Source organism: Pandoraea pneumonica, from assembly GCF_049918595.1.
In the GTDB taxonomy this organism is placed as follows: domain Bacteria; phylum Pseudomonadota; class Gammaproteobacteria; order Burkholderiales; family Burkholderiaceae; genus Pandoraea; species Pandoraea pneumonica_A.
On record NZ_JBNCRZ010000007.1, the window covers coordinates 20,777 to 40,755 of the forward strand.

At 62.6% G+C, this 19,979-nt stretch carries 18 protein-coding genes; 12 read left to right on the forward strand and 6 right to left on the reverse strand.

Annotation, left to right across the window (positions count from 1 at the left end; genetic code table 11):
* Window positions 1-80 precede the first annotated feature (80 nt).
* The 6 genes from ACPWR9_RS23090 (at window position 81) to ACPWR9_RS23115 (ending at window position 7,045) form a co-directional block, all read left to right on the forward strand.
* Complete coding sequence (locus ACPWR9_RS23090) at window positions 81-2,390, forward strand: DUF3141 domain-containing protein (protein ID WP_426301415.1); 2,310 nt, start codon at window positions 81-83, stop codon at window positions 2,388-2,390.
* A 359-nt stretch (window positions 2,391-2,749) separates the two neighbouring features.
* Window positions 2,750-3,337 (forward strand): anthranilate synthase component II, encoded by a 588-nt coding sequence (locus ACPWR9_RS23095; RefSeq protein ID WP_150682212.1) that lies wholly within the window; start codon window positions 2,750-2,752, stop codon window positions 3,335-3,337.
* 31 nt (window positions 3,338-3,368) lie between these two features.
* Window positions 3,369-4,397 (forward strand): anthranilate phosphoribosyltransferase, encoded by a 1,029-nt coding sequence (gene trpD / locus ACPWR9_RS23100; RefSeq protein ID WP_150682213.1) that lies wholly within the window; start codon window positions 3,369-3,371, stop codon window positions 4,395-4,397.
* 78 nt (window positions 4,398-4,475) lie between these two features.
* Window positions 4,476-5,288 carry an indole-3-glycerol phosphate synthase TrpC gene (trpC, locus tag ACPWR9_RS23105; protein ID WP_426301088.1) on the forward strand — a complete coding sequence of 271 codons (813 nt, stop codon included), beginning with the start codon at window positions 4,476-4,478 and terminating at the stop codon, window positions 5,286-5,288.
* Between the two features lie 134 nt (window positions 5,289-5,422).
* Complete coding sequence (locus tag ACPWR9_RS23110) at window positions 5,423-6,118, forward strand: CYTH domain-containing protein (RefSeq protein ID WP_426301090.1); 696 nt, start codon at window positions 5,423-5,425, stop codon at window positions 6,116-6,118.
* Between the two features lie 51 nt (window positions 6,119-6,169).
* Window positions 6,170-7,045, forward strand: a complete 876-nt coding sequence (locus ACPWR9_RS23115) for a uracil-DNA glycosylase (protein WP_426301092.1) — start codon at window positions 6,170-6,172, stop codon at window positions 7,043-7,045.
* Window positions 7,046-7,106: 61 nt separating this feature from the next.
* Here ACPWR9_RS23115 and ACPWR9_RS23120 read toward each other — a convergent pair whose 3' ends face one another.
* The gene (locus tag ACPWR9_RS23120; RefSeq protein ID WP_426301094.1) at window positions 7,107-7,367 is read right to left on the reverse strand and encodes a helix-turn-helix domain-containing protein; all 261 of its coding nucleotides are present in this window, start codon (window positions 7,365-7,367) and stop codon (window positions 7,107-7,109) included.
* Between the two features lie 268 nt (window positions 7,368-7,635).
* On the opposite strand from ACPWR9_RS23120, the gene ACPWR9_RS23125 reads away from it, so the two are divergent.
* On the forward strand, window positions 7,636-9,858 hold the full coding sequence (locus tag ACPWR9_RS23125) for a TonB-dependent receptor (protein WP_426301096.1): 2,223 nt from the start codon (window positions 7,636-7,638) through the stop codon (window positions 9,856-9,858).
* 137 nt (window positions 9,859-9,995) lie between these two features.
* Here the strand turns inward: ACPWR9_RS23125 and ACPWR9_RS23130 are convergent, their stop codons facing one another.
* Window positions 9,996-10,922, reverse strand: coding sequence for a pirin-like C-terminal cupin domain-containing protein (locus ACPWR9_RS23130; RefSeq protein WP_426301098.1), 927 nt, complete (start codon window positions 10,920-10,922; stop codon window positions 9,996-9,998).
* A gap of 140 nt (window positions 10,923-11,062) precedes the next feature.
* Complete coding sequence (locus ACPWR9_RS23135) at window positions 11,063-11,662, reverse strand: FMN-dependent NADH-azoreductase (protein WP_426301101.1); 600 nt, start codon at window positions 11,660-11,662, stop codon at window positions 11,063-11,065.
* A gap of 245 nt (window positions 11,663-11,907) precedes the next feature.
* Here ACPWR9_RS23135 and ACPWR9_RS23140 point away from each other — a divergent pair, with 245 nt between their 5' ends.
* Window positions 11,908-12,858, forward strand: a complete 951-nt coding sequence (locus ACPWR9_RS23140; protein WP_426301103.1) for a LysR family transcriptional regulator — start codon at window positions 11,908-11,910, stop codon at window positions 12,856-12,858.
* On the opposite strand, the gene ACPWR9_RS23145 is transcribed toward ACPWR9_RS23140, so the two are convergent.
* From ACPWR9_RS23145 to ACPWR9_RS23155, 3 genes are all read right to left on the reverse strand, one after another.
* A complete protein-coding gene (locus tag ACPWR9_RS23145) occupies window positions 12,859-14,664 on the reverse strand; it encodes a M61 family metallopeptidase (RefSeq protein WP_426301105.1) in 1,806 nt (601 codons plus the stop codon).
* Between the two features lie 41 nt (window positions 14,665-14,705).
* Entirely contained in the window at window positions 14,706-15,458 is a 753-nt protein-coding gene (locus tag ACPWR9_RS23150) for a DsbC family protein (protein ID WP_426301107.1), read from the reverse strand.
* A gap of 87 nt (window positions 15,459-15,545) precedes the next feature.
* A complete protein-coding gene (locus ACPWR9_RS23155) occupies window positions 15,546-16,733 on the reverse strand; it encodes a UbiH/UbiF family hydroxylase (RefSeq protein ID WP_426301109.1) in 1,188 nt (395 codons plus the stop codon).
* 194 nt (window positions 16,734-16,927) lie between these two features.
* Between ACPWR9_RS23155 and ypfJ the strand changes: the two genes are divergently transcribed.
* From ypfJ to ACPWR9_RS23175, 4 genes are all read left to right on the forward strand, one after another.
* Window positions 16,928-17,815, forward strand: a complete 888-nt coding sequence (ypfJ, locus tag ACPWR9_RS23160) for a KPN_02809 family neutral zinc metallopeptidase (protein ID WP_426301112.1) — start codon at window positions 16,928-16,930, stop codon at window positions 17,813-17,815.
* 115 nt (window positions 17,816-17,930) lie between these two features.
* Entirely contained in the window at window positions 17,931-19,025 is a 1,095-nt protein-coding gene (gene ychF, locus ACPWR9_RS23165) for a redox-regulated ATPase YchF (RefSeq protein ID WP_426301114.1), read from the forward strand.
* A gap of 355 nt (window positions 19,026-19,380) precedes the next feature.
* Window positions 19,381-19,635: a type II toxin-antitoxin system HicA family toxin gene (locus ACPWR9_RS23170; RefSeq protein ID WP_426301116.1), complete on the forward strand. Its 255-nt coding sequence runs from the start codon at window positions 19,381-19,383 to the stop codon at window positions 19,633-19,635.
* The gene (locus ACPWR9_RS23175; protein ID WP_426301118.1) at window positions 19,632-19,967 is read left to right on the forward strand and encodes a type II toxin-antitoxin system HicB family antitoxin; all 336 of its coding nucleotides are present in this window, start codon (window positions 19,632-19,634) and stop codon (window positions 19,965-19,967) included. The genes ACPWR9_RS23170 and ACPWR9_RS23175 overlap by 4 nt, the downstream gene beginning before the upstream one ends.
* Window positions 19,968-19,979 lie beyond the last annotated feature (12 nt).

Here is a 19,979-nt window from a genome sequence, read left to right on the forward strand (position 1 = left end):
TCCAACGTCAAACGTCCCGGGCCAGCACTTCGGCGCCTGCCGAAGTGCCTTGGCTCGCCGCCACTCCATGGCTAGCGAACATGCCGTGGATGGCCGCCGCCGCCGAATACGCGGTCGACGCGTGGCAGCGCAGCGTGTTGTTTGCCGACGTGATGCGCCAGCGCGGCAATCAGTATCAGGAACACCTGGCGGAATCGGCGCCGAACGTGCTCGACTTCCCGGCGGAAGTCATTCTGGATGGTCACGATTTGCCGCGCCCGTGCAATTACTGCTTGATGCGCATCACGCAGCCGGACGATGCGCCTACGCTGCCCAACGCGCGGCCGTTCGTTGTGGTCGATCCGCGCGCAGGGCATGGGCCGGGCATTGGCGGCTTCAAGCCCGATAGCGAGATCGGTGCCGCGCTGCGCGCCGGTCATCCGTGCTATTTCGTCGGCTTTTTGCCGGACCCGGTGCCGGGCCAGACGGTGGAAGACGTGATGCACGCGGAAGCCGCGTTTCTCGAGAAAGTCATCTCGATGCATCCCGAGGGCGCAGGCAAACCGGCCGTGATCGGCAACTGTCAGGCAGGTTGGCAAGTGCTGATGACGGCGGCAATGCGCCCGGAATTGTTCGGCCCGATCATCGTGGCCGGTGCGCCGCTGTCGTACTGGGCAGGCTGGCGCGGGCGCAACCCGATGCGTTATTCCGGCGGGCTGCTGGGCGGCAGTTGGCTCACGGCGCTCACGAGCGATCTCGGCGACGGGCGCTTCGACGGCGCGTGGCTCGTGCAAAACTTCGAGAACCTCGATCCCGCCAACACGCTGTGGCGCAAGAAATACCACCTGTACGCCAATGTCGACACCGAAGCCCCGCGCTATCTCGGCTTCGAGAAATACTGGGGCGGTCATGTGTTTCTCAATGCGGTGGAGATGCAGTACATCGTCGACAACTTGTTCGTCGGCAACCGCCTCACGAGTGCGGAACTGATTACGAGCGACGGCATCCGGCTCGATCTGCGCAATATCCGCTCGCCAATCGTGGTGTTCTGCTCGTACGGCGACAACATCACCCCGCCGCCGCAAGCGCTCGGGTTCATCACCGACATGTATCGCGACGACGCCGAAGTGTTCAGCCACGATCAAACCATCGTGTACGCCACGCACGACAGCATCGGGCACTTGGGCATCTTCGTGTCGAGCAGCACGGGGCGCAAAGAGCATCGCAAGTTCGTCAACAACATCGATCTCATCGACGTGCTGCCCGCGGGCATTTATCAGGCGCAGATCGCCGATAAGACTGCCGACACGCCGCACCGCGAACTGATCGATGGCGACTACGTGATGTCGATTCAGCGCCGCAGCATCGAGGACGTGCGTGCCATCGTGCAGCCGGACCCCGAGAGCGATCGCCGCTTTGCGGCCGTCGCCCACCTCTCCGATATCAATCTCGGGTTGTATCGCAGCCTTGTGCAGCCGTGGGTGCGCGCGATGGTCACACCGAACTCGGCGTACTGGATGCGCATGTTGCATCCGCTGCGGGTGAGCTATGAGATGTGGTCGGACCGCAATCCGTTTGCGGCGCCCTTTGCGGAGAAGGCCGAGCGCATTCGCGAAACACGGCAGCCGGTGTCGGCGGACAACCCCTTCCTGGCGATTCAGACGGCTGTGTCGACCGCTATCGAACAATCGCTCAACTTCTATCGCGATATTCGCGACGACGGCTACGAGAAGGCTTTCGAACTGATCTACGGTCAACCGTGGGTGCAGGCGCTCGCCGGGCTACACGGCAGCGACGGTGCGGCGGTACGTGTGCACCCCGGCACGTCGCCGGAGCACATCGCGTTCGTGAAGGAGGCGCTCGCGAATCGTCAGCACGAGTTGCATCACGGCGGCGCGCTCGAAGCCGGGATTCGTGCGCTGTTGTGGGTGCATCGTCTGCATGGCGAAGCGGACGAGCGGCAGTTCAATCTGGCGCGCTCGCTGCCTCGGCGCGAAAGCGATATGTCCATTGAGGATTTCCGCGCGTTGATCCGCCGTCAGGCGGGCCTGCTGCGCATGGCGCCCATTGATGCCATGAACGCCATCCCGGGCATGCTGGCGCACGCGTCCCCCGATCAGATCCGGCTGGTGGCCAAAGCGGTCAAGGATTTGAGCTTCGCGGTGCCCATCGACGGCAATGAACAAAGCGATTTGGAGCATGTGTTGGCGGTCTTCGAAGCGGCTGCGGCTAAGCAGGATCCGAAAACAACGACCGACCGCCCTCGGACACCCCGTGCCGCCGCGAGCCGGAAAGCCGCATCGCCCGGTGGGCCGACCGTCGCGCCGCGCAAGCGCACCGCTGCCGCCAAGAAAAGTACGGCTGCCGCCGCGAAGCCGACGGGCACCCGGAAGGCGAAAAAGGCGGTGTGAGGCCCGGCGGGCGGGGCAGAATCGTCGAACGACGGGCACTGACGCGCGCACATTCTTGCGAGAAATGACTCGATCGCGCGAGAAAATCGCCGTTTGACCGCTTTTTGCGACACGCCGCCCACGAGCCACGGCGGTTGCTGCTACAATCGCCGTCACTATGAAGTCGTTTCTGTCTTCCTCCCTCCTCTGGTCGCCCCTGACCGCTGCCCTGCGCTGGTGGCGGTAACCCGCCACGTCTATCTCATCCCCATAGCGCCCTCCCCCGCGGAACGCGAAGTCAATGTGGGGGCACGCTCAGGGGGAATTCGCAAATCTCATGCGTTCGACATTCCTTTGTCACCAGACGAACAGGGACCATCATGCTGCTGATGATCGACAACTACGACTCGTTTACCTACAACATCGTCCAGTACTTCGGTGAATTGGGCGAAGACGTGCGCGTCTTCCGCAACGACGAAATCACGCTCGACGCGATTCACCAACTCTCCCCCGACCGCATTTGCCTCTCCCCCGGCCCGAGCTGCCCGGCAAACGCCGGTATCACGCTCGACGTGCTCAAGCGCTTCGCCGGTGAAATTCCGATTCTTGGCGTCTGCCTCGGCCATCAGGCCATTGGCGAGGCCTTCGGTGGCAAAGTGGTCCGCGCTCAGCAAATCATGCACGGCAAGGTGAGCGAGATCGAAACCACGCAACAAGGCGTGTTCGCCGGACTGCCCAAGCGCTTTACCGTCACCCGCTACCACTCGCTGGCCATCGAGCGCGACTCGCTGCCCGACTGCCTCGAAGTGACCGCGTGGACCGACGACGGTGAAATCATGGGCGTGCGCCACAAGACACTCGACGTCGAAGGTGTGCAATTCCACCCCGAGTCGATTCTCTCGGAACACGGTCACGCCGTGCTGCGCAACTTCCTGCAAGCCGCGCCGCGCGCGGTGCAAGCGGCCTAATAAAAGACTCGGCAGAAGAGGAAAGCTTTCTATGATTACCCCGCAAGAAGCCCTGCAACGCACGATTGAACACCGCGAAATCTTCCACGACGAGATGCTGCATTTGATGCGTCTCATCATGAAAGGTGAGATTTCGCCGGTCATGTCGGCGGCCATCATCACCGGCCTGCGCGTGAAGAAGGAAACCATCGGCGAGATCGCCGCGGCAGCGCAAGTGATGCGCGAGTTCGCGAATCACGTCGATGCCCCGGCCGACGAACACTTCGTCGATATCGTGGGCACCGGCGGCGACGTGTCGCACACGTTCAACATTTCCACCGCATCGATGTTCGTGGCCGCAGGCGCTGGCGCGAAGGTTGCCAAGCACGGCAATCGCGGTGTGAGCTCGAAGTCGGGCAGCGCCGATGTGCTCGAAGCGCTGGGCGTGAACATCATGCTCTCGCCCGAGCAAGTGGCCGAGTGTCTGCGCGAAGTCGGTATCGGCTTCATGTTCGCGCCGAACCATCACCCCGCGATGAAGAACGTCGCTGCGGTGCGCAAGGAAATGGGCGTACGTACGATCTTCAACATTCTGGGCCCGCTGACGAACCCGGCTGGCGCGCCGAACCAATTGATGGGCGTGTTCCACCCCGACTTGGTGGGTATTCAGGTACGCGTGATGCAGCGCCTGGGCGCGGAGCACGTGCTTGTCGTCTACGGCAAGGACGGCATGGACGAAGTGTCGCTGGGCGCCTCCACGCTCGTGGGTGAGCTCAAGGACGGCAAGGTCACGGAATATGAGATCCATCCGGAAGACTTCGGCCTGCAAATGGTGAGCAACCGCAGCCTGAAAGTCGGTAGCGCCGAGGAATCGAAGGCGATGCTGATCGAGGCCCTCGACGACACCCCGGGCACCGCGCGCGAAATCGTGGCGCTCAACGCGGGTACGGCGCTGTATGCGGCCAATCGCGCGGCGAGCATCGGCGATGGGATCCAGATGGCGCGCGAGTCCATTACCAGCGGTGCCGCACGCGCGAAGCTCGACGAGTTCGTGCAGTTCACGCAACGATTCAAAGCGTAATTTGACGATCTGGCGTCGGCGCGCCGAGGTGCGCGCCTTTCGTCAGACCGATTTTTCAAGCCTGAAATACCGATCGCTATGTCTACCGTTCTCGACAAAATTCTGGCCGTGAAGGCCGAAGAAGTTGCCGCCGCCAAGCGCGCCCGTGACCTGATCAGCCTGCGCCGCGACGCCGAAGCCACGGTAGGCGACAGCGAGTTGGGCACGCGCGACTTCGTGGGCTCGCTGCGCACGAAGATCGACGGCGGGCTGTCCGGCGTGATCGCCGAGATCAAGAAAGCGAGTCCGTCGAAGGGCGTGATCCGCGAGAATTTCGTGCCCCCGGCCATCGCCGAGTCGTATCAAAAGGGCGGCGCCGCTTGCCTGTCGGTGCTCACCGACGAACAGTTCTTCCAAGGCAAAGCCGAGTATCTGAAGGCCGCGCGCGCGGCGTGCGATCTGCCGGTACTGCGCAAAGACTTCATGATCGACGCCTACCAGGTGTATGAGGCGCGTGAGATGGGTGCCGACTGCATTTTGCTGATCGCCGCCGCGCTGGAGCTGGCGCATATGCGTGATCTGGAAGCGCAGGCGCACGAGCTGGGCATGGCGGTGCTGGTCGAAGTGCACAACGGCCGTGAGCTGGACGCGGGCCTTGAGTTGAGCACGCCGCTGTTGGGCATCAACAATCGCAACCTGCATAACTTCGAAGTTACGTTGGACACCACGCTGGGCCTGCTCAAACACATTCCGCAAGATCGTCTGGTGGTCACCGAGTCGGGTATCCTGTCGCGTGACGACGTAACGCGCATGCGCGCGGCCAACGTCAATGCCTTTCTCGTCGGCGAAGCTTTCATGCGCGCGCCCGAGCCGGGCGATGCTCTCGCCACGCTGTTCGACATGCCGCGCTGATTCACTCAACGGTTTCACGCAAGCGTTCGAAGATGCGAAGTCCGTCAGCGGACGTCGCATCCGGCTGTTGAGGGTCATCGCTCCTGCACGGTGCAATGCCGCTGCGCCCGACGACCCGACACAGGAGCGGCCCGATGGCCATCGAACGCGAACTCAAACTTGCCCTGCCGGGCGACCTTCCCGTTGCGCGCGCCGACGCGCTCATCGCCCATCTCGATCGCCTGCCGGGTGTCGAGGCTCGCGGCGAACGCCATCTCGTGAACCGGTATTTCGATACGCCTACGCTTGCGCTCTCACGCGCGAAAGCGGCGTTACGTTTGCGCTATGTCGCGCGCGATGGACATCCAGGGCAGTGGCTGCAAACGTTGAAGTCGGTCGGTGAAGCTCGCGACGGACTGCACGTGCGCCACGAGTGGGAACAGCCGGTCAAAGGCGAGGCGTTGGAACTCGACGCGCTGATCGCGGCATGCGATGTTCCCGCTACCGCAGCGATGTTGCGCGGCGAAGGGGCGAGCGTTGTCGCCCAGTTCGAAACGAATTTCGTTCGGCGGCTGTGGCGCTATATCGCTGGGGATGGCACGACGGTGGAGATCGCCTTCGACCGTGGTGAAGTCGCCGTTGTCGCTGACGGTCAGCGTCACACGGAACCGCTGCTCGAAGTGGAGCTTGAATTGCTCGACGTCCCGGACGACGATAGCGAGGGACAGGGCGAGCGCATTCTCTTTGCGCTGTCGCAGGATTTGCGGCAAGTCATCCCCGAGTTGCACAGCGACGACGTGAGCAAAGCGCAACGCGGTTACCGCCTGCGCCAAAAGGTACTCGGCGGCTGAACGTCAGGCTTGCACCGCCCTTCGAATCCACGCATTTCAAAGACGCATCGAATGACATCACGCGCACGAACGAAATCCAACGACACGCATCAGCGTTCCTTATTCGACGAACCGGCCGCGGGCACTGTCGACGCACCGGTTGAAACGACGGTTACGGCGACGGTTGCTGCGACGACTGACGACGCGACGGAACCGCGCGTCGCAGGGCCGTTGCAGGGGCGTGTCGAAGCACAGTTCGATGCGCTGCCCGCCGCATGGAAAGCGCTGACGGCACCGTTTGTGGCGAGTGATGCGTATGGCCCGTTGTGCCGTTTCGTCGATGCGGAAGTGGCCGCAGGAAAGACGGTCTATCCGGCCGATATTTTCCATGCGCTGCGCATGACGTCGCCGCACGACGTCAAGGTCGTGATCCTTGGGCAAGACCCGTATCACGGTGACGATCACGGCATCGCGCAAGCGCACGGCATGGCGTTCTCGGTGCAGCGCGGGGTGCGCGTGCCGCCGTCGCTGCGCAACATCTACAAAGAGATCGAACGCGACTTGGGCGTGTCGCCGCCCTCACATGGCAATTTGGATGCGTGGGCAAAGCAAGGCGTGTTGCTGCTCAACACCACGCTGACGGTGGAGGCTGGCAACGCGGCGAGTCATGCGAAGCCGTTCAAGAAAGGCGGCTGGCAGGCGTGTACTGACAGCTTGCTCGGTGGTCTTGCGGCACAACAAGGGCCGTTGGTGTTCTTGCTGTGGGGCAGTCATGCGCAGGCGAAAGCGCCGCTGCTTTCGGGACATGGCCACTTGCTGCTCGAAGCGCCGCACCCGTCGCCCCTCTCCGCGCACCGCGGCTTTCTCGGTTGCGGCCATTTCAGCGCCGCCAACGCCTTCCTCGAACAGCACGGTAAGATGCCGATCGACTGGCGGGTGGTGGACTGAGATCGGAAAACATCGCATCGAAGACAGATCGTAGTCAGTCGCGAGACGCAATGGTCTCGCCTCATGCATCGTCGTCCATACGCCGAATGTCGTCGTAATTTAAGCGGGCGGTATCTAGACGGACCCCGAGATCTAGCGCGCCTAGCGCTTTCATCACCGCGTGCAGGCCGACGTTTTCACCCTTTTCTAACTGCACAATCGTCATACGGTTCAACCCCGCCTTCTCGGCCACCCAGACCTGCGTGCGTTTGCGAAGTTTTCGCGCCCGCTGAAAGCTAGCTCCAAACTGGCTCGGTAAAACATCGATGGAAAAGTCAGTCATGGCTATCATTCTCGGCAAATTTGCTCGCCATGATAGCTATAACGATCACGTCGAAACTTATTCACCCAACTTGTTGTGCATTGAGGAGCATCTTGTTTTATCTAACGAAATACACGACGCCATAGATCATTTCAATCGTTTACACGACTTCTTGAACATATTAAACTTCCGGCCGTAATGAGAATTCGTCTCATTATCAAATGATAAGAATCGTGCGTTGCCCGGCCCGTCAGGCGTCCGACGGTGACGCCACAGCCGGAACACACGTATGTCTATCGCTTTCCAGACGCGCCAGCGTCTGCTCGTGACCGCCTGCGCGATGCTCGCCGCCGGTGGCACCCTCGCCTTTCCTGCCTCCGCGCAAACCGTTCAGCCCGCCAGCACCGACACCGCCGTTGCCCTGCCTGCGACGCAAGTCAACGACAGCGCCGTCCCGTCGGCCATGCAGACCACGACCTTGCCGTCGTACAAGTTCGTGGCCCCGCTGCGCGACACGCCGCGCTCGGTCACCGTGATTCCCGAAGAGCTGATCAAGCAGACCAACGCGACCACGTTCGCCGACGCACTCAAGACGGTGCCCGGCATCACATTCCTCGGCGGTGATGCTGCTGCGAACCCGTCGGCTGACCGTCCGGTCATTCGTGGCTTCGAATCGCGCAACTCGATCTTCGTCGACGGCATGCGCGACTCCGGTGTGCAAAACCGTGAGACGTTCGCCATCGAGAACATCAGCGTCATCAAAGGTCCGGACTCGGTCTACGCCGGACGCGGCGCCGTGGGCGGCAGCATCGACATCACGACGAAAACACCGCGCCTCGAAGACTTCACCAACGCGAGTCTCGGCCTCGGCACCGACAGCTACAAGCGCCTCACGCTCGACGTGAACCGCCAGATCAACGATCAAACCGCCGTACGCCTAAACGCCATGGGCTTCGACGCCGATCAGGCCGGGCGCACCAACGTCTACAGCAAGCGCTGGGGTATCGCACCGTCGGTGGCCTTCGGTCTGAACAGCCCGACCACCGTCACGTTCAGCTATTACCACCTGAACTCGTACGACATGCCGGACTTCAGTGCGCCGTTCCGCTCGGCCGGTGGCACGCCCGACGGCGGCTTCCAGCGCAACCAGTTCTACGGACTGAACAACCGCGATTACCGCCGCGGTCAAACCGACACCGGTGAAATCAAGATCGAGCACCGCATCAACGACACGTGGAAAGTGAAGAACACCACGATGGTCGGCCGCTCGACGCTCGACTACGTCGCGACGAACCCGCAGTTCCAATCCGCCAGCTCGAACATCATTTCGTTGCAGGCAAAGAGCGGTAAGTACGCCACAAACAGCATCGCCAACCAGACCGAACTCACGGGCAAAGCCACCCTGTTCGGCTTCGAGCACACGCTCACGGCGGGCATGGAATTCAGCAACGAGCAAAGCCGCTATGAAGGCTATCTCGTGCAGGACAGCGCCGGTAACAACATCCGCTCGGGCGGTCCGTGCACGGTCGCTTACAACTGCACGACCATCGGCGGCTGGAACCCGGATAACCCCTGGACGGGCAGCTTGGTGCTCAACGGCGACAAGGGCTTCCCCGGCGCCGCCACGAACACGCGCACCGATGTCGCGTCGGCTTACTTGTTCGACAGCGTGAAGCTCTCCGAACGCTGGTTGCTCAACGCCGGTGCACGCTTCGATCGCTTCGACGTGCACGCCGTGCAAGCGGGCGCGCCCGATCTGAAGAACATTTCGAACCTGTTCAGCTTCCAGCTGGGCGTGGTCTACAAGGTGCTGCCGACGCTTAGCCTGTATGCGTCGTACGGTACTTCGGCCAACCCGCCGGGCGCGAACAGCGGCCTTGGCGGCGGCACCGATCAGATCACGACGGGTAATTCGAACCTCGCTCCCGAGCGTAGCCGCAACATCGAAGTCGGCGCGAAATGGGATGTGCTGGAGCAACGTCTGTCGCTCACGGCCGCCCTGTTCCAAACCGATAAGACCAACGCTCGCGTGAGCGACGGTCTGGGCGGCACGATCAATGCAGGCAGCCAACGCGTACGCGGTGCCGAACTCGGCTGGGCCGGTAATTTGACGTCGCACTGGCGTGTGTTCGGCGGCTACTCGTATCTGGATGCGATCACGACTGACGCTGGTCCGGGTGCACCGGGTGCGTCAGGTCTGCCGATGGTGATGGTGCCCAAGCACAACGTCACGCTGTGGACCGACTACGAAGTGCTGCCGAAGCTCACGCTCGGCGCAGGCATGACGCTCTCGAGCCTCACCTACGCATCGGTCTCAGCCACTACGCGCAAGTGGACGCCGGGCTACGCGCGCTTCGATGCGATGGCAACGTATCGCGTTTCGCGCAGCGTCGATCTGCAACTCAACGTGCAGAACATCTTCGACAAGAAGTACTACGCCAGCGCCTACCCGATCTACGCCACGTGGGCCCCGGGCCGCAGCGCCATGCTGACGCTGAACTTCCATCAGTGATGGCGTGATCGCGTCATCACGCGAGCGCAAAAAAAGGGGGATTCGGTCATAACGGCCGAATCCCCCTTTCGCATTTTTTGCATTTTTCGCATTCATTGCCCATCGCATGTCGGCGATGTGGCCTCAACCAAGCCGGTTCAAAGCGTTCCCATCGAACCTTGCTGATAGCGGCGCATGAGATTGATGAGATCACCCTCGTCGCGGGCTGCAAAGTTACCGCGAAAGACGACTGGCTCGTCGAGCGGCACGCCGCCCACCAACAGCAACCGAGCGCCCTCGCGCCCCGCCATCTGCCATTCGCCCGGCGGCAATAGCAACGCTTCTACGTCGCCACCGTCGGCACGCAGCGCATGACCGGCCAGCGCCGCCTCACCTTGGGCAATCAACGCCACCCAGCGGCGGCCGTCGCACGGAATGGTGAGCGCACGCAGATCGTCGGCATGCCAGTCGAGCCGTAACAACGTCGTGGGCTTGTCTTCTGACGCAGACGCGCCCGCATCGTCACGGGCTTGCACGTCGCAACCATCGATCACGTCAGGTTCATCGTTCGCGCCAGCTATGGCGCGACGGCCATCCCATTCGCCACATACGAGCGTCAGGTCCAGCGCGCCCGATTGCCAATGCGGCATCGCGGCAGCGCGCAACACGGTTTGCTCCGGTGCGCCATGCGCATGCCGTCCGGCACGATTCACGACGAGCCGCACGCCGCGCACGATCTTGCAAAGTTCTAACGGCACGTCGTCATGGACGGTGCCGCAGTTGGCTTCTAGCCAGAGCAAATCGCCGGGGGCGAGCGTGTCGTCACCACCCTGCGCATTTCGGCTGCGCAACGACGTCGTCGATTCGGGAAACAGGTAAGTCGCCACGACACATCCGGCATGTGGATGCGGGGGAATACTCGCGCCGTGACGGCGAAAGACATCGATCGACAAAAACGGATCCGTCTCGTCGACCTGATCGAAAACACCCGCCCCCGCAGCCGCAGCACAACGGCCGGGCCGGGAGACGGGAAGCACGCGCGGACTGGCCGGCGCACCGGCATGGGCGGCCGGGCGCTTTGTCACACGAGTCCGCAGGGGGACGGCGTTCGGGTTGGCCATTCAGGGTTCCGCACGTACGGGAGAACTTGTTGCAAAAGACGCTGAGTGAGCTCAGTGACCGAAGCCCGGCGCGCTGGTGTAGCACGCCGGGTCAGGTCACTCAATTACAGCGCAGCGATCGTGTCGCGAGCGTTCTTGAAACCGGCAGCGGCCGATTCCGGACCACGCGCCAGACCTTCAGCGAAGATGAACGTCACGTCCGTCATGCCGAGGAAGCCGAGAATCGCCTTCAGGTACGGGGTCTGGCTGTCAGCCGGGGTGTCCTTGTAGTTGCCGCCACGGGCGAACGCCACGAACACCTTCTTGCCTTGAATCAGGCCTTCCACCGTACCGTCTTCGCGGTAACGGAACGTCACGCGAGCACGGGCGATCCAGTCGAAGTACGCCTTCAACTGCGACGGCACTTGGAAGTTGTACAGCGGCACGCCGAACACGACATAGTCGGCGGCTTGAATTTCAGCAATCAGTGCGTCGCTGCGCGCGATGATGGCGTTCTGCTCGGGCGAGCGTTGATCTTCCGGCGTGAAGAACGCGCCGATCACAGCTTCGTCCAGGTGCGGCACGCCATCGGCCAGCAGGTCGCGCACGACCACGTTGGCACCGGGGTTCTTCGCGACCAGTTGCGCCACCGTTTCGTTGGCGAGCGTGGTCGAGTTGGCACCCTGCGAGCGGGCGGCGGAATTGATTTGCAGAATCGTGGTCATTGCGGTGGCTCCTAAGCCTGGGGTCGGTAAATCCGTCCACGCAGGCCCCCCTTCAGCGGGGATGCCGTCAATTGCGTGTCGGCTTAGGTTGAATTCTAGTTACCCACAAAAATGAAACAAGCCGCTAAAATCGAATTGTTTGTTCCCATTTTGGAACAATGAATTTGCCCGGCCCGGGTAGCGGTTTCACACGAGGGATGCGGTGCCAGCAGGCGCGGCAAGGTGTCCCCAAGGAGCGCACTGCGATGATTGACGATCTGAACGACATGCTGATCTTCGCGGAGGTCGTGCGCTCCGGCAGCATCACCCGGGCAGGCGAGCGGCTCGATTTACCGAAGGCGACGGTCAGCCGTCGGCTCTCGCGGCTAGAGACCCGGCTGGGCACTCGGCTGCTGCACAAGACCACGCGACGGCTCGAACTCACCGAAGTGGGCGAGGCGTATTACGAGCGGTGTCTGCCGATTCTGGAAGAAGTCGAAGAGACGCGCGACTTCGCCTCGCAACTCTCGAACAAGCCGCGCGGACGCCTGCGTATCACCGCCCCCGCCGATTTCGCTGCGCAATGGCTGGCGCTTCCGCTTGCCACGTTCTGCGCGGCGTATCCCGAAATCACTGTCGACGTCGATCTCAGTTCACGGCAGGTCGATTTGATTGCCGAGCGCGTCGACGTCGCCATTCGTGCGGGTCAGCTCTCGGATTCCACTCTCGTTGCGCGTCCGTTGTTGATGCTCACCCGCAGTCTCTACGCGAGCCCGCTGTATCTGAGCGCGACCGGCCTGCCCGGTGTGCCCGAAGAACTCGCGGGGCACCGCTACGTGATCTTGCAAGGCGCGCGGCGGCTCTTCAACACCGACACGTTGCACAAGGGCCGCCAACGCGTCGACATCACGATGCACGGCGCGATTCAGGTCAACAGCATGGGGATGGTCAAGGAGATGGCCCTGGCAGGCAGCGGCATTGCGGCGCTGACCGACATTCTGGCCGAAGATGCGTTGCGCACCGGTCGTTTGGTCAAAGTGCTGCCGGAGTGGTCGCTACCGGCGAGCCCGGTGCATCTGGTCACGCCCTCGCGCCGCTTTCTGCCGAGAAAGACCCAAGTCTTCATCGAACATATGCTCGCAGTCGCGCGGACGTGCCCCGAAGAGAACCGCGACCCGGCCGTGCCGGGTCCGGCGCCCGTCGAAGCTAAGCGCTGATTACGCGCTAAGCCACTTCTCGCGGCGTTGTGCCGCAGCGCGATCACGCGTTGCTGTAATGCGGTACTGCGTCACTTCAGGCGCATCGAGCGTGAGCGTGGCGTCGCGCAACTCGTCGCGGCGGAACGCGTGCACACGCACTTTGTCGCCCGCGCGATAGCGTTCGAGCAACTTGTCGAGATTGCCCGTCGTCACGCGCAGGCCATCGATCGCGACGAGCGTATCGCCCGCCGACAACCCCGCCGCTTGCGCCGCCCCGCCGTCGAGCACCTGCGCGAGGGCAAGATCGTCGCCGCGTTTGGCGGTCTTCGCGCCCAGCGACGGGCGGCCATGTTCCGGCGTCACCGGGGCCAACGTCAGACCGACGCGTTCCAGCAGCGATGCGAGCGGCAAGTCGCGCGTGCCGTTGATGGCGGTAGCGAAAAACTCCGACAGGTCGACACCCGACACGGCTTCGAACAACGGCTGCACGGCGTCTTCGGCAATGCCGACGGGCGTGCCGCGATAGAAGTCGCGCCCGTAACGCTGCCACAGCGCCCGCATGATGTCGTCGAGCGACTTCTGGCCGCGCGTCTGCGTGCGGATCGTCAGGTCGAGTGCAAGCGCGATCAAGGAGCCCTTCGTGTAGTAGCTCACGATCGCGTTCGGTGCGTTCTCGTCCTGGCGGTAATACTTCGTCCATGCATCGAACGAACTCTCGGCCACGGTTTGCTTCAGGCGTCCGCTGCCGCGCAGCACGTTCGCCACCGTCTTCGCGACCAGTTCGTAATACGCCGGGGCATCGATCACACCGCTGCGCACGAGCATCAGATCGTCGTAATACGAGGTGAAGCCTTCGAACAACCACAGCAAGCGCGTGTAGTTTTCCTGATCGAGCGTGTAGGGCGCGAACGCGGCCGGTTTGATGCGCTTGACGTTCCATGTGTGGAAGTACTCGTGGCTCACCAATCCGAGGAACCCGCGGTATGCATCGCTCATCTTCGCCTGCCCCTGCACCGGCAAGTCGTTACGGCTGGCGAGCAGCGCAGTGGAGGCGCGATGCTCCAGACCGCCGTAACCGTCGCCGACGGTCATCAGCAGGAACACGTAACGCTGCATGGGCACACGCGAGCGCGCGCTGGCGCCCGGCTCGAACAGTCGGATCTGCGATTCGCAGATCTTCTTCATATCGCGCAGTAAACGATCCAGATCGAGATTCGGCACGGGGCCGGTAATCGCCACCTCATGCGTCACGCCGCACGCCTTGAAAGTGCCGTGCACGAACGTGCCCAACTCTACCGGCGAGTCGATCAGTTCGTCGTAATCGGCGGCCACATAACGGCCGAAGTCGAGCGCCGCCGTGCCTTGCGCGGGTTCGAGCGCCGTCGCCACACGCCACGCCTTGTAGGCCGCACCGCGCGGACGCAGGATGTCGACCTCACAAGGCGAGTGCTCCTGCCCTTGCACCCGCAAGAACACGCTGGTGCCGTTGAAGAAGCCATGCGTGTCGTCCAGATGCGCGGCGCGCACCGAGAGATCCCACGCATAGACTTCGTAAGTCACGATCAGCGTGCCCTTGCAGGGCGCCGCCTGCCAAGTGTGCTTGTCGAGCTTGTCGAGCGCCACCTTACGGCCACGGCACGTCGCACCGATGGTCACGATGTTGCGAGCGAACTCGCGCACCATGTAGCTCCCCGGAATCCACGCCGGCAGCGTGAAACGCTGGCCTTCGGGGGCGGGGTTGGAGACCGTGACACTCACTTCGAACAGGTGAGCGGCGGGCGACTTCGGGACAATGGCGTACCGAATGGAAGGCGTAGCTTTCATGGCGTGCGTGGCGTGGGTGGACGCTTCTTATGTAGGAGGGCTTACTTGACGGTGGCGAGTGCCTTTTCCAGCTCGTCGGCGGGCACAGCACCCGGCAGACGGCGGCCGTCGGACAGAATGATCGTCGGCGTGCCCGTCACGTTGTAGCTGTGGCCAAGCGCCACGTTTTGCTTGACCGGGCCGTCGTCGCACTTGGCCGTGGGCGTGGCCGGGGCCTTCTTGTCGATCATCCAGTCGTGCCATGCCTTGAGGCGGTCGGTCGAGCACCAGATGGCTTTCGACTTGGCATCCGAGTCCGGGCCGAGCACCGGGTACAGGAAGGTGTAGACGGTGATGTTGTCGATGTTCGACTTCAGCGTCTCTTCGAAGCGTTTGCAGTACGGGCAGTTCGGATCGGAGAAGACAGCGATCTTGCGGCTGCCGTTGCCCTTCACGAATTTGATCGCGCGATCGAGCGGCAGCTTGGCGAAGTCGACCTTGTTCAGTTCGGACTGACGCGCTTCCGTCAAGTTTTGGCGCGTCTTGGTGTCGACCAGATTGCCGCCCAGAATCACGTACTGTGCCTTCTCGTCGGCGTAGATGATCTCGCCGCCCACCGCCACTTCATAGAGCCCCGGCACCGGCGTGCGGGCCACCGACTTCACGGGGGCATCGGCACCGAGTGTCTTCTGCACGGCGCTTTTCACGCGCTCGAGCGTCGCGTCCGGCTTGTTCTGCGCGACGGCCAGCGTGGTGACACCGGCGGCGCAAACCGCTGCGATAGCAAGCGCCGCGGCGCGATAACGTTGCAACATCGAATTTCTCCAGAAGTAGTGTCGTGCTTGAGAGTGCGTGGGGTACGTGGCGCGGTTCTGGCCAGCCAACACTGGCTCACCGAAGCGTCAGCCCAGCGCGCGGCCGATCAGGAATTTCTTCACGAAGGGCAGCATGTTCACGCCGTCGAGTCCGGCATTGCGCGCGAACTTCGCGAGCGGGCTATTCACCGAGAACAGTTTGTGCAGCCCGTCCGTCGTGAAGGCCATGCTGCCGATATCTTCCTTGCGCGCGCGCTCGTAGCGGCGCAGCACGGTGGCGTCGCCGCAGTCGCGGAACGATTCACGTGCGGCAACGGCATCGCCGAGTGCTGCGACATCGCGCAAGCCGAGATTCATGCCCTGCCCGGCCAGCGGATGCACGACGTGGGCCGCATCGCCGATCAGCGCCACACGTTGGGCAATCAGACGCTTGGCCTGCGCGAGCACCAGCGGAAATCCCTGCGCGCGGGCTGAGACCGGCGTGAGCTGGCCAAGTTCACCTTTCGAGAATGTGCCGATGCGCTCGGCGAGAGCTTTCGGGTCGAGCGCGAGCAACTGATTGGCGTGACCTTCGGCAGCCGACCAGACGAGCGAGACGTGCTGATCCGGCAGCGGCAGCAGCGCGATGATCTCGCCATCGTGGAACCACTGAAACGCGGTATCGCGGTGCGATCGCTCGGCGCGGAAGTTGCACACGACGCCGAGTTGCTCGTAAGGACGTACCGAACCGTCGAGGCCAGCCGTGCTGCGCACCCACGAATGCGCGCCGTCGGCACCGACCACGAGCGACGCGCGCAGCATTTTGCCGTCGGACAGTCGCACCGAGGCGGCGTCGGCATCGACTTCGAGGGCGTCGGCACGGGCGTCGACCCAATGGACTTGTGGGGAGAAGCGCAGTGCGGCGTCGAGCGCGCGTTCCAAATTGGCGGATTCGGCAATCCATGCCAATTGGGGCACGGCAGCTTGATACGCGGAGAAATGCAGACTGCCGCGTTCGTCGCCGAACACTTCCATGTCGTAGACGGGATTCACACGGGCGGGGTCGACGGCTTGCCAGACGCGCATGCGCTCGAACAGCGCTTGCGAGCTGGACGACAGCGAGTAGATGCGGGCGTCCCACGGGTCGCCGCCGTTGCCCGGCGCGGCAGCGGGTTGCGCGAGCAGTGCGACCGACAGGCGGGCTTGCGACAGCAGCAAGGCGGCGGCCTTGCCGATCAGACCGCCACCGACGACGATCACGTCGTGCGTTTGGCTCGGAGTTTGGGATTGGGCCATGCGGCGAATGCAGCGCCCGCGCCATGACAGCACGAGCCGACTGGTTCTGAAAACGAGATGGCGTATTGTCGCACGCCTGTCGCCGCGGCGATGCCCGGGCGCCTAAGGGCTGCCTGCGACCGAGCGTCGCGCGCGCGGCGCCCGGCGCTATACTTCCGCGCAGATAACGTGCTTCTGCGCAGGGGAGATTACACATGCGTCTCGACGACGAACAGGAAAGCCAGAACGTAGAAGACCGCCGGGGCAGCGGCGGCGGATTCGGGGGACGCACGACCATCGGGATCGGCACGATCGTCGTGGCGCTGGCGGCCTCGTATTTCTTCGGCATCGACCCGCGGGTGATTATCGAAGGCTCGCAGATGTTGCAGGGGCAGACGCAGTCGCAGCCCTCGCCCTCTCAGCGCGCCCCGGCCAACACCGCGCCCGCCAACGATCCCAAGATCGTCTTCACGCGACGCGTGCTCGGCAACATCGAGCGGACTTGGACCACCGTCTTCCAGACGCAGTTGAATCGCCAATATGTCGCCCCCAAGCTGGTGGTGTTCTCCGGCGCGACGGCAACCGCCTGTGGCACCGGGCAAACGGCGATGGGGCCGTTTTACTGTCCGGGCGACCGCCAGGTGTACATCGATCTCGAGTTTTACGACGAATTGCAGCGCAAGTTCGGCGCGGGCGGCGATTTCGCGCAGGCGTATGTGATTGCGCACGAGGTCGGCCATCACGTGCAGAACCTGCTGGGCATCTCAGACCAGTTCGACGCGGCGCGCCGGCGCCTGTCCGAGGCGCAGGCCAATGCGTTGTCGGTGCGGCTGGAATTGCAGGCGGACTGTTTCGCGGGCGTGTGGGCCAACAATGCGGCGAAGGCGAAGCAGCAGTTGTTCGAGCCGGGCGATATCGAGCAGGGCTTGAAGGCGGCGGCGGCCATTGGCGACGACCGCTTGCAGCAACAGTCGCAGGGCCGCGTGGTGCCCGAGTCGTTCACGCACGGCACGAGCGCGCAGCGGGTGTATTGGTTGCGCGAGGGGTTGCAGTACGGGGATGTGCGCAAGTGCGACACGTTCTCGGCCAAGCAGCTTAGCTGAGCGTGGCCGGACAACGCGGCGAACGACGCGGCCGATGAGTCGGCGGAAAACGCGGGCGAAGCGGGTACAATAGCGGACTTTCCGCGACGCAACACCGGATTTAACAGGATTTAGCATGAGCCTCAAATGCGGCATCGTCGGCTTGCCCAATGTCGGCAAATCGACCCTTTTCAATGCGCTGACCAAGGCGGGCATCGCTGCCGAGAACTACCCGTTCTGTACGATCGAGCCGAACGTTGGCGTGGTCGAGGTGCCGGACCCGCGTCTGGGCAAGCTCGCCGAGATCGTCAAACCCGAGCGGATCATGCCGGCGACGGTGGAATTCGTGGACATCGCCGGTCTGGTGGCAGGCGCGTCCAAGGGTGAAGGGCTGGGCAACCAGTTCCTCGCGAACATTCGTGAGACCGATGCCATTACGCACGTCGTGCGTTGCTTCGAGGATGAGAACGTCATCCACGTGTCCGGCAAGGTCAACCCGATCTCCGACATCGAAGTGATCAACACCGAACTCGCGCTGGCCGACCTGGGCACCGTCGAGAAGGCGTTGCAGCGTTACACGAAGGCTGCCAAGTCGGGCAACGACAAGGAAGCGGCGAAGCTCGTGGCTGTGCTCGAGAAAGTGGTGCCGGTGCTCAACGAAGCGCGTCCGGTGCGCTCGATCAAGCTCTCGGAAGACGAGCTCGCGCTGATCAAGCCGTTCTGCCTGATCACGGCCAAGCCGACGATGTATGTGGCGAACGTGAAGGACGACGGTTTCGAGAACAACCCGCATCTGGACGCGGTGCGCAAGTACGCCGAAGCCGAGAATGCGCCGGTCGTGGCCGTGTGCGCTGCGATCGAAGCCGAAATCGGCGACATGGACGACGCCGACAAGGCCGAATTCCTCGCCGACATGGGCATGGACGAGCCGGGCCTGGACCGTGTGATTCGCGCCGGTTTCAAGCTGCTGGGCTTGCAGACGTACTTCACGGCAGGTGTGAAGGAAGTGCGCGCGTGGACGATTCACGTGGGCGACACGGCACCGCAAGCGGCTGGCGTGATCCACACCGACTTCGAACGTGGCTTCATTCGCGCGCAAACCATCGCGTTCGACGACTACATCCAGTTCAAGGGCGAGCAAGGCGCGAAAGAAGCCGGCAAGATGCGCGCCGAAGGCAAGGAATACGTCGTTCACGACGGCGACGTGATGAATTTCTTGTTTAACGTTTGAGTCGAATGGATAGATTTCGGGGGCCACGAGATGCCTCTGGAAGCTCCGCAAAAAACCCGCGTCATCGCGGGTTTTTTTGTGGCCTGAATCCGGGTTCGATGCAGTCAACAGTCTATGCATCGGAACATTCCTCACGGTCACATAAGTCAGTTCCGAATCTTCGATTCAAGCCTAGATTCGCGCGCCCATCCGCTTGCCGTCGGCATGCGCTCCCCATAAGCTTTCCGTCGTCACGTCCCGTGCGTCTGGCGCCGACGGCTCGCTAACGCAATCAACGCCACTTGCTGGCGCTCACCCGATCATCACAAGCGGTCGTTTCCCGCTTGTGTTTGATACTACTTTTTGATACCATTCGATGAAAACCAAATCGAGAAAAACGCTTGAGTTGATTTTCTCTCGTCCAACGCCTGCGGGCGTTCGATGGAGCGACGCGGTGTCGCTGTTTCTCGATCTTGGTGCGGAGTTGACTGAACGTGAGGGGTCCAGAGTCGCGATCTACTTGTTTGGTCACGTCAGAATTTTTCATCGCCCCCATCCAGTGCCCGACATCGACAAGGGCGCTATTGCAATGATCCGCAAATGGCTTGAAGAGAACGGAGTGACACCATGAAAAACGTCATGATCATCAATGGGCACAAAGCAGTCATCTGCTATGACCCTGAGATTGAAATGTTCAGAGGTGAGTTTGTCGGCCTAAATGGGGGCGCAGATTTCTATGCCGGCGATGTCGGCGGGCTGCATCGCGAGGGAGAGATATCTCTGAAGGTCTTTCTTGAGGAATGTGCGAAGCGTGGCTTGGAACCCCAAAAACAGTTTTCCGGGAAGTTCGTGATTCGCTTGGATCCGAGAACCCATGAAGCCGCCGCCGTTGCCGCAGCAGCACACGGACAAAGTCTGAACCAGTGGGCAGCCGTGACGCTGGAGCGCGCCGCATGCGCGTGACTTAGCGCAAGG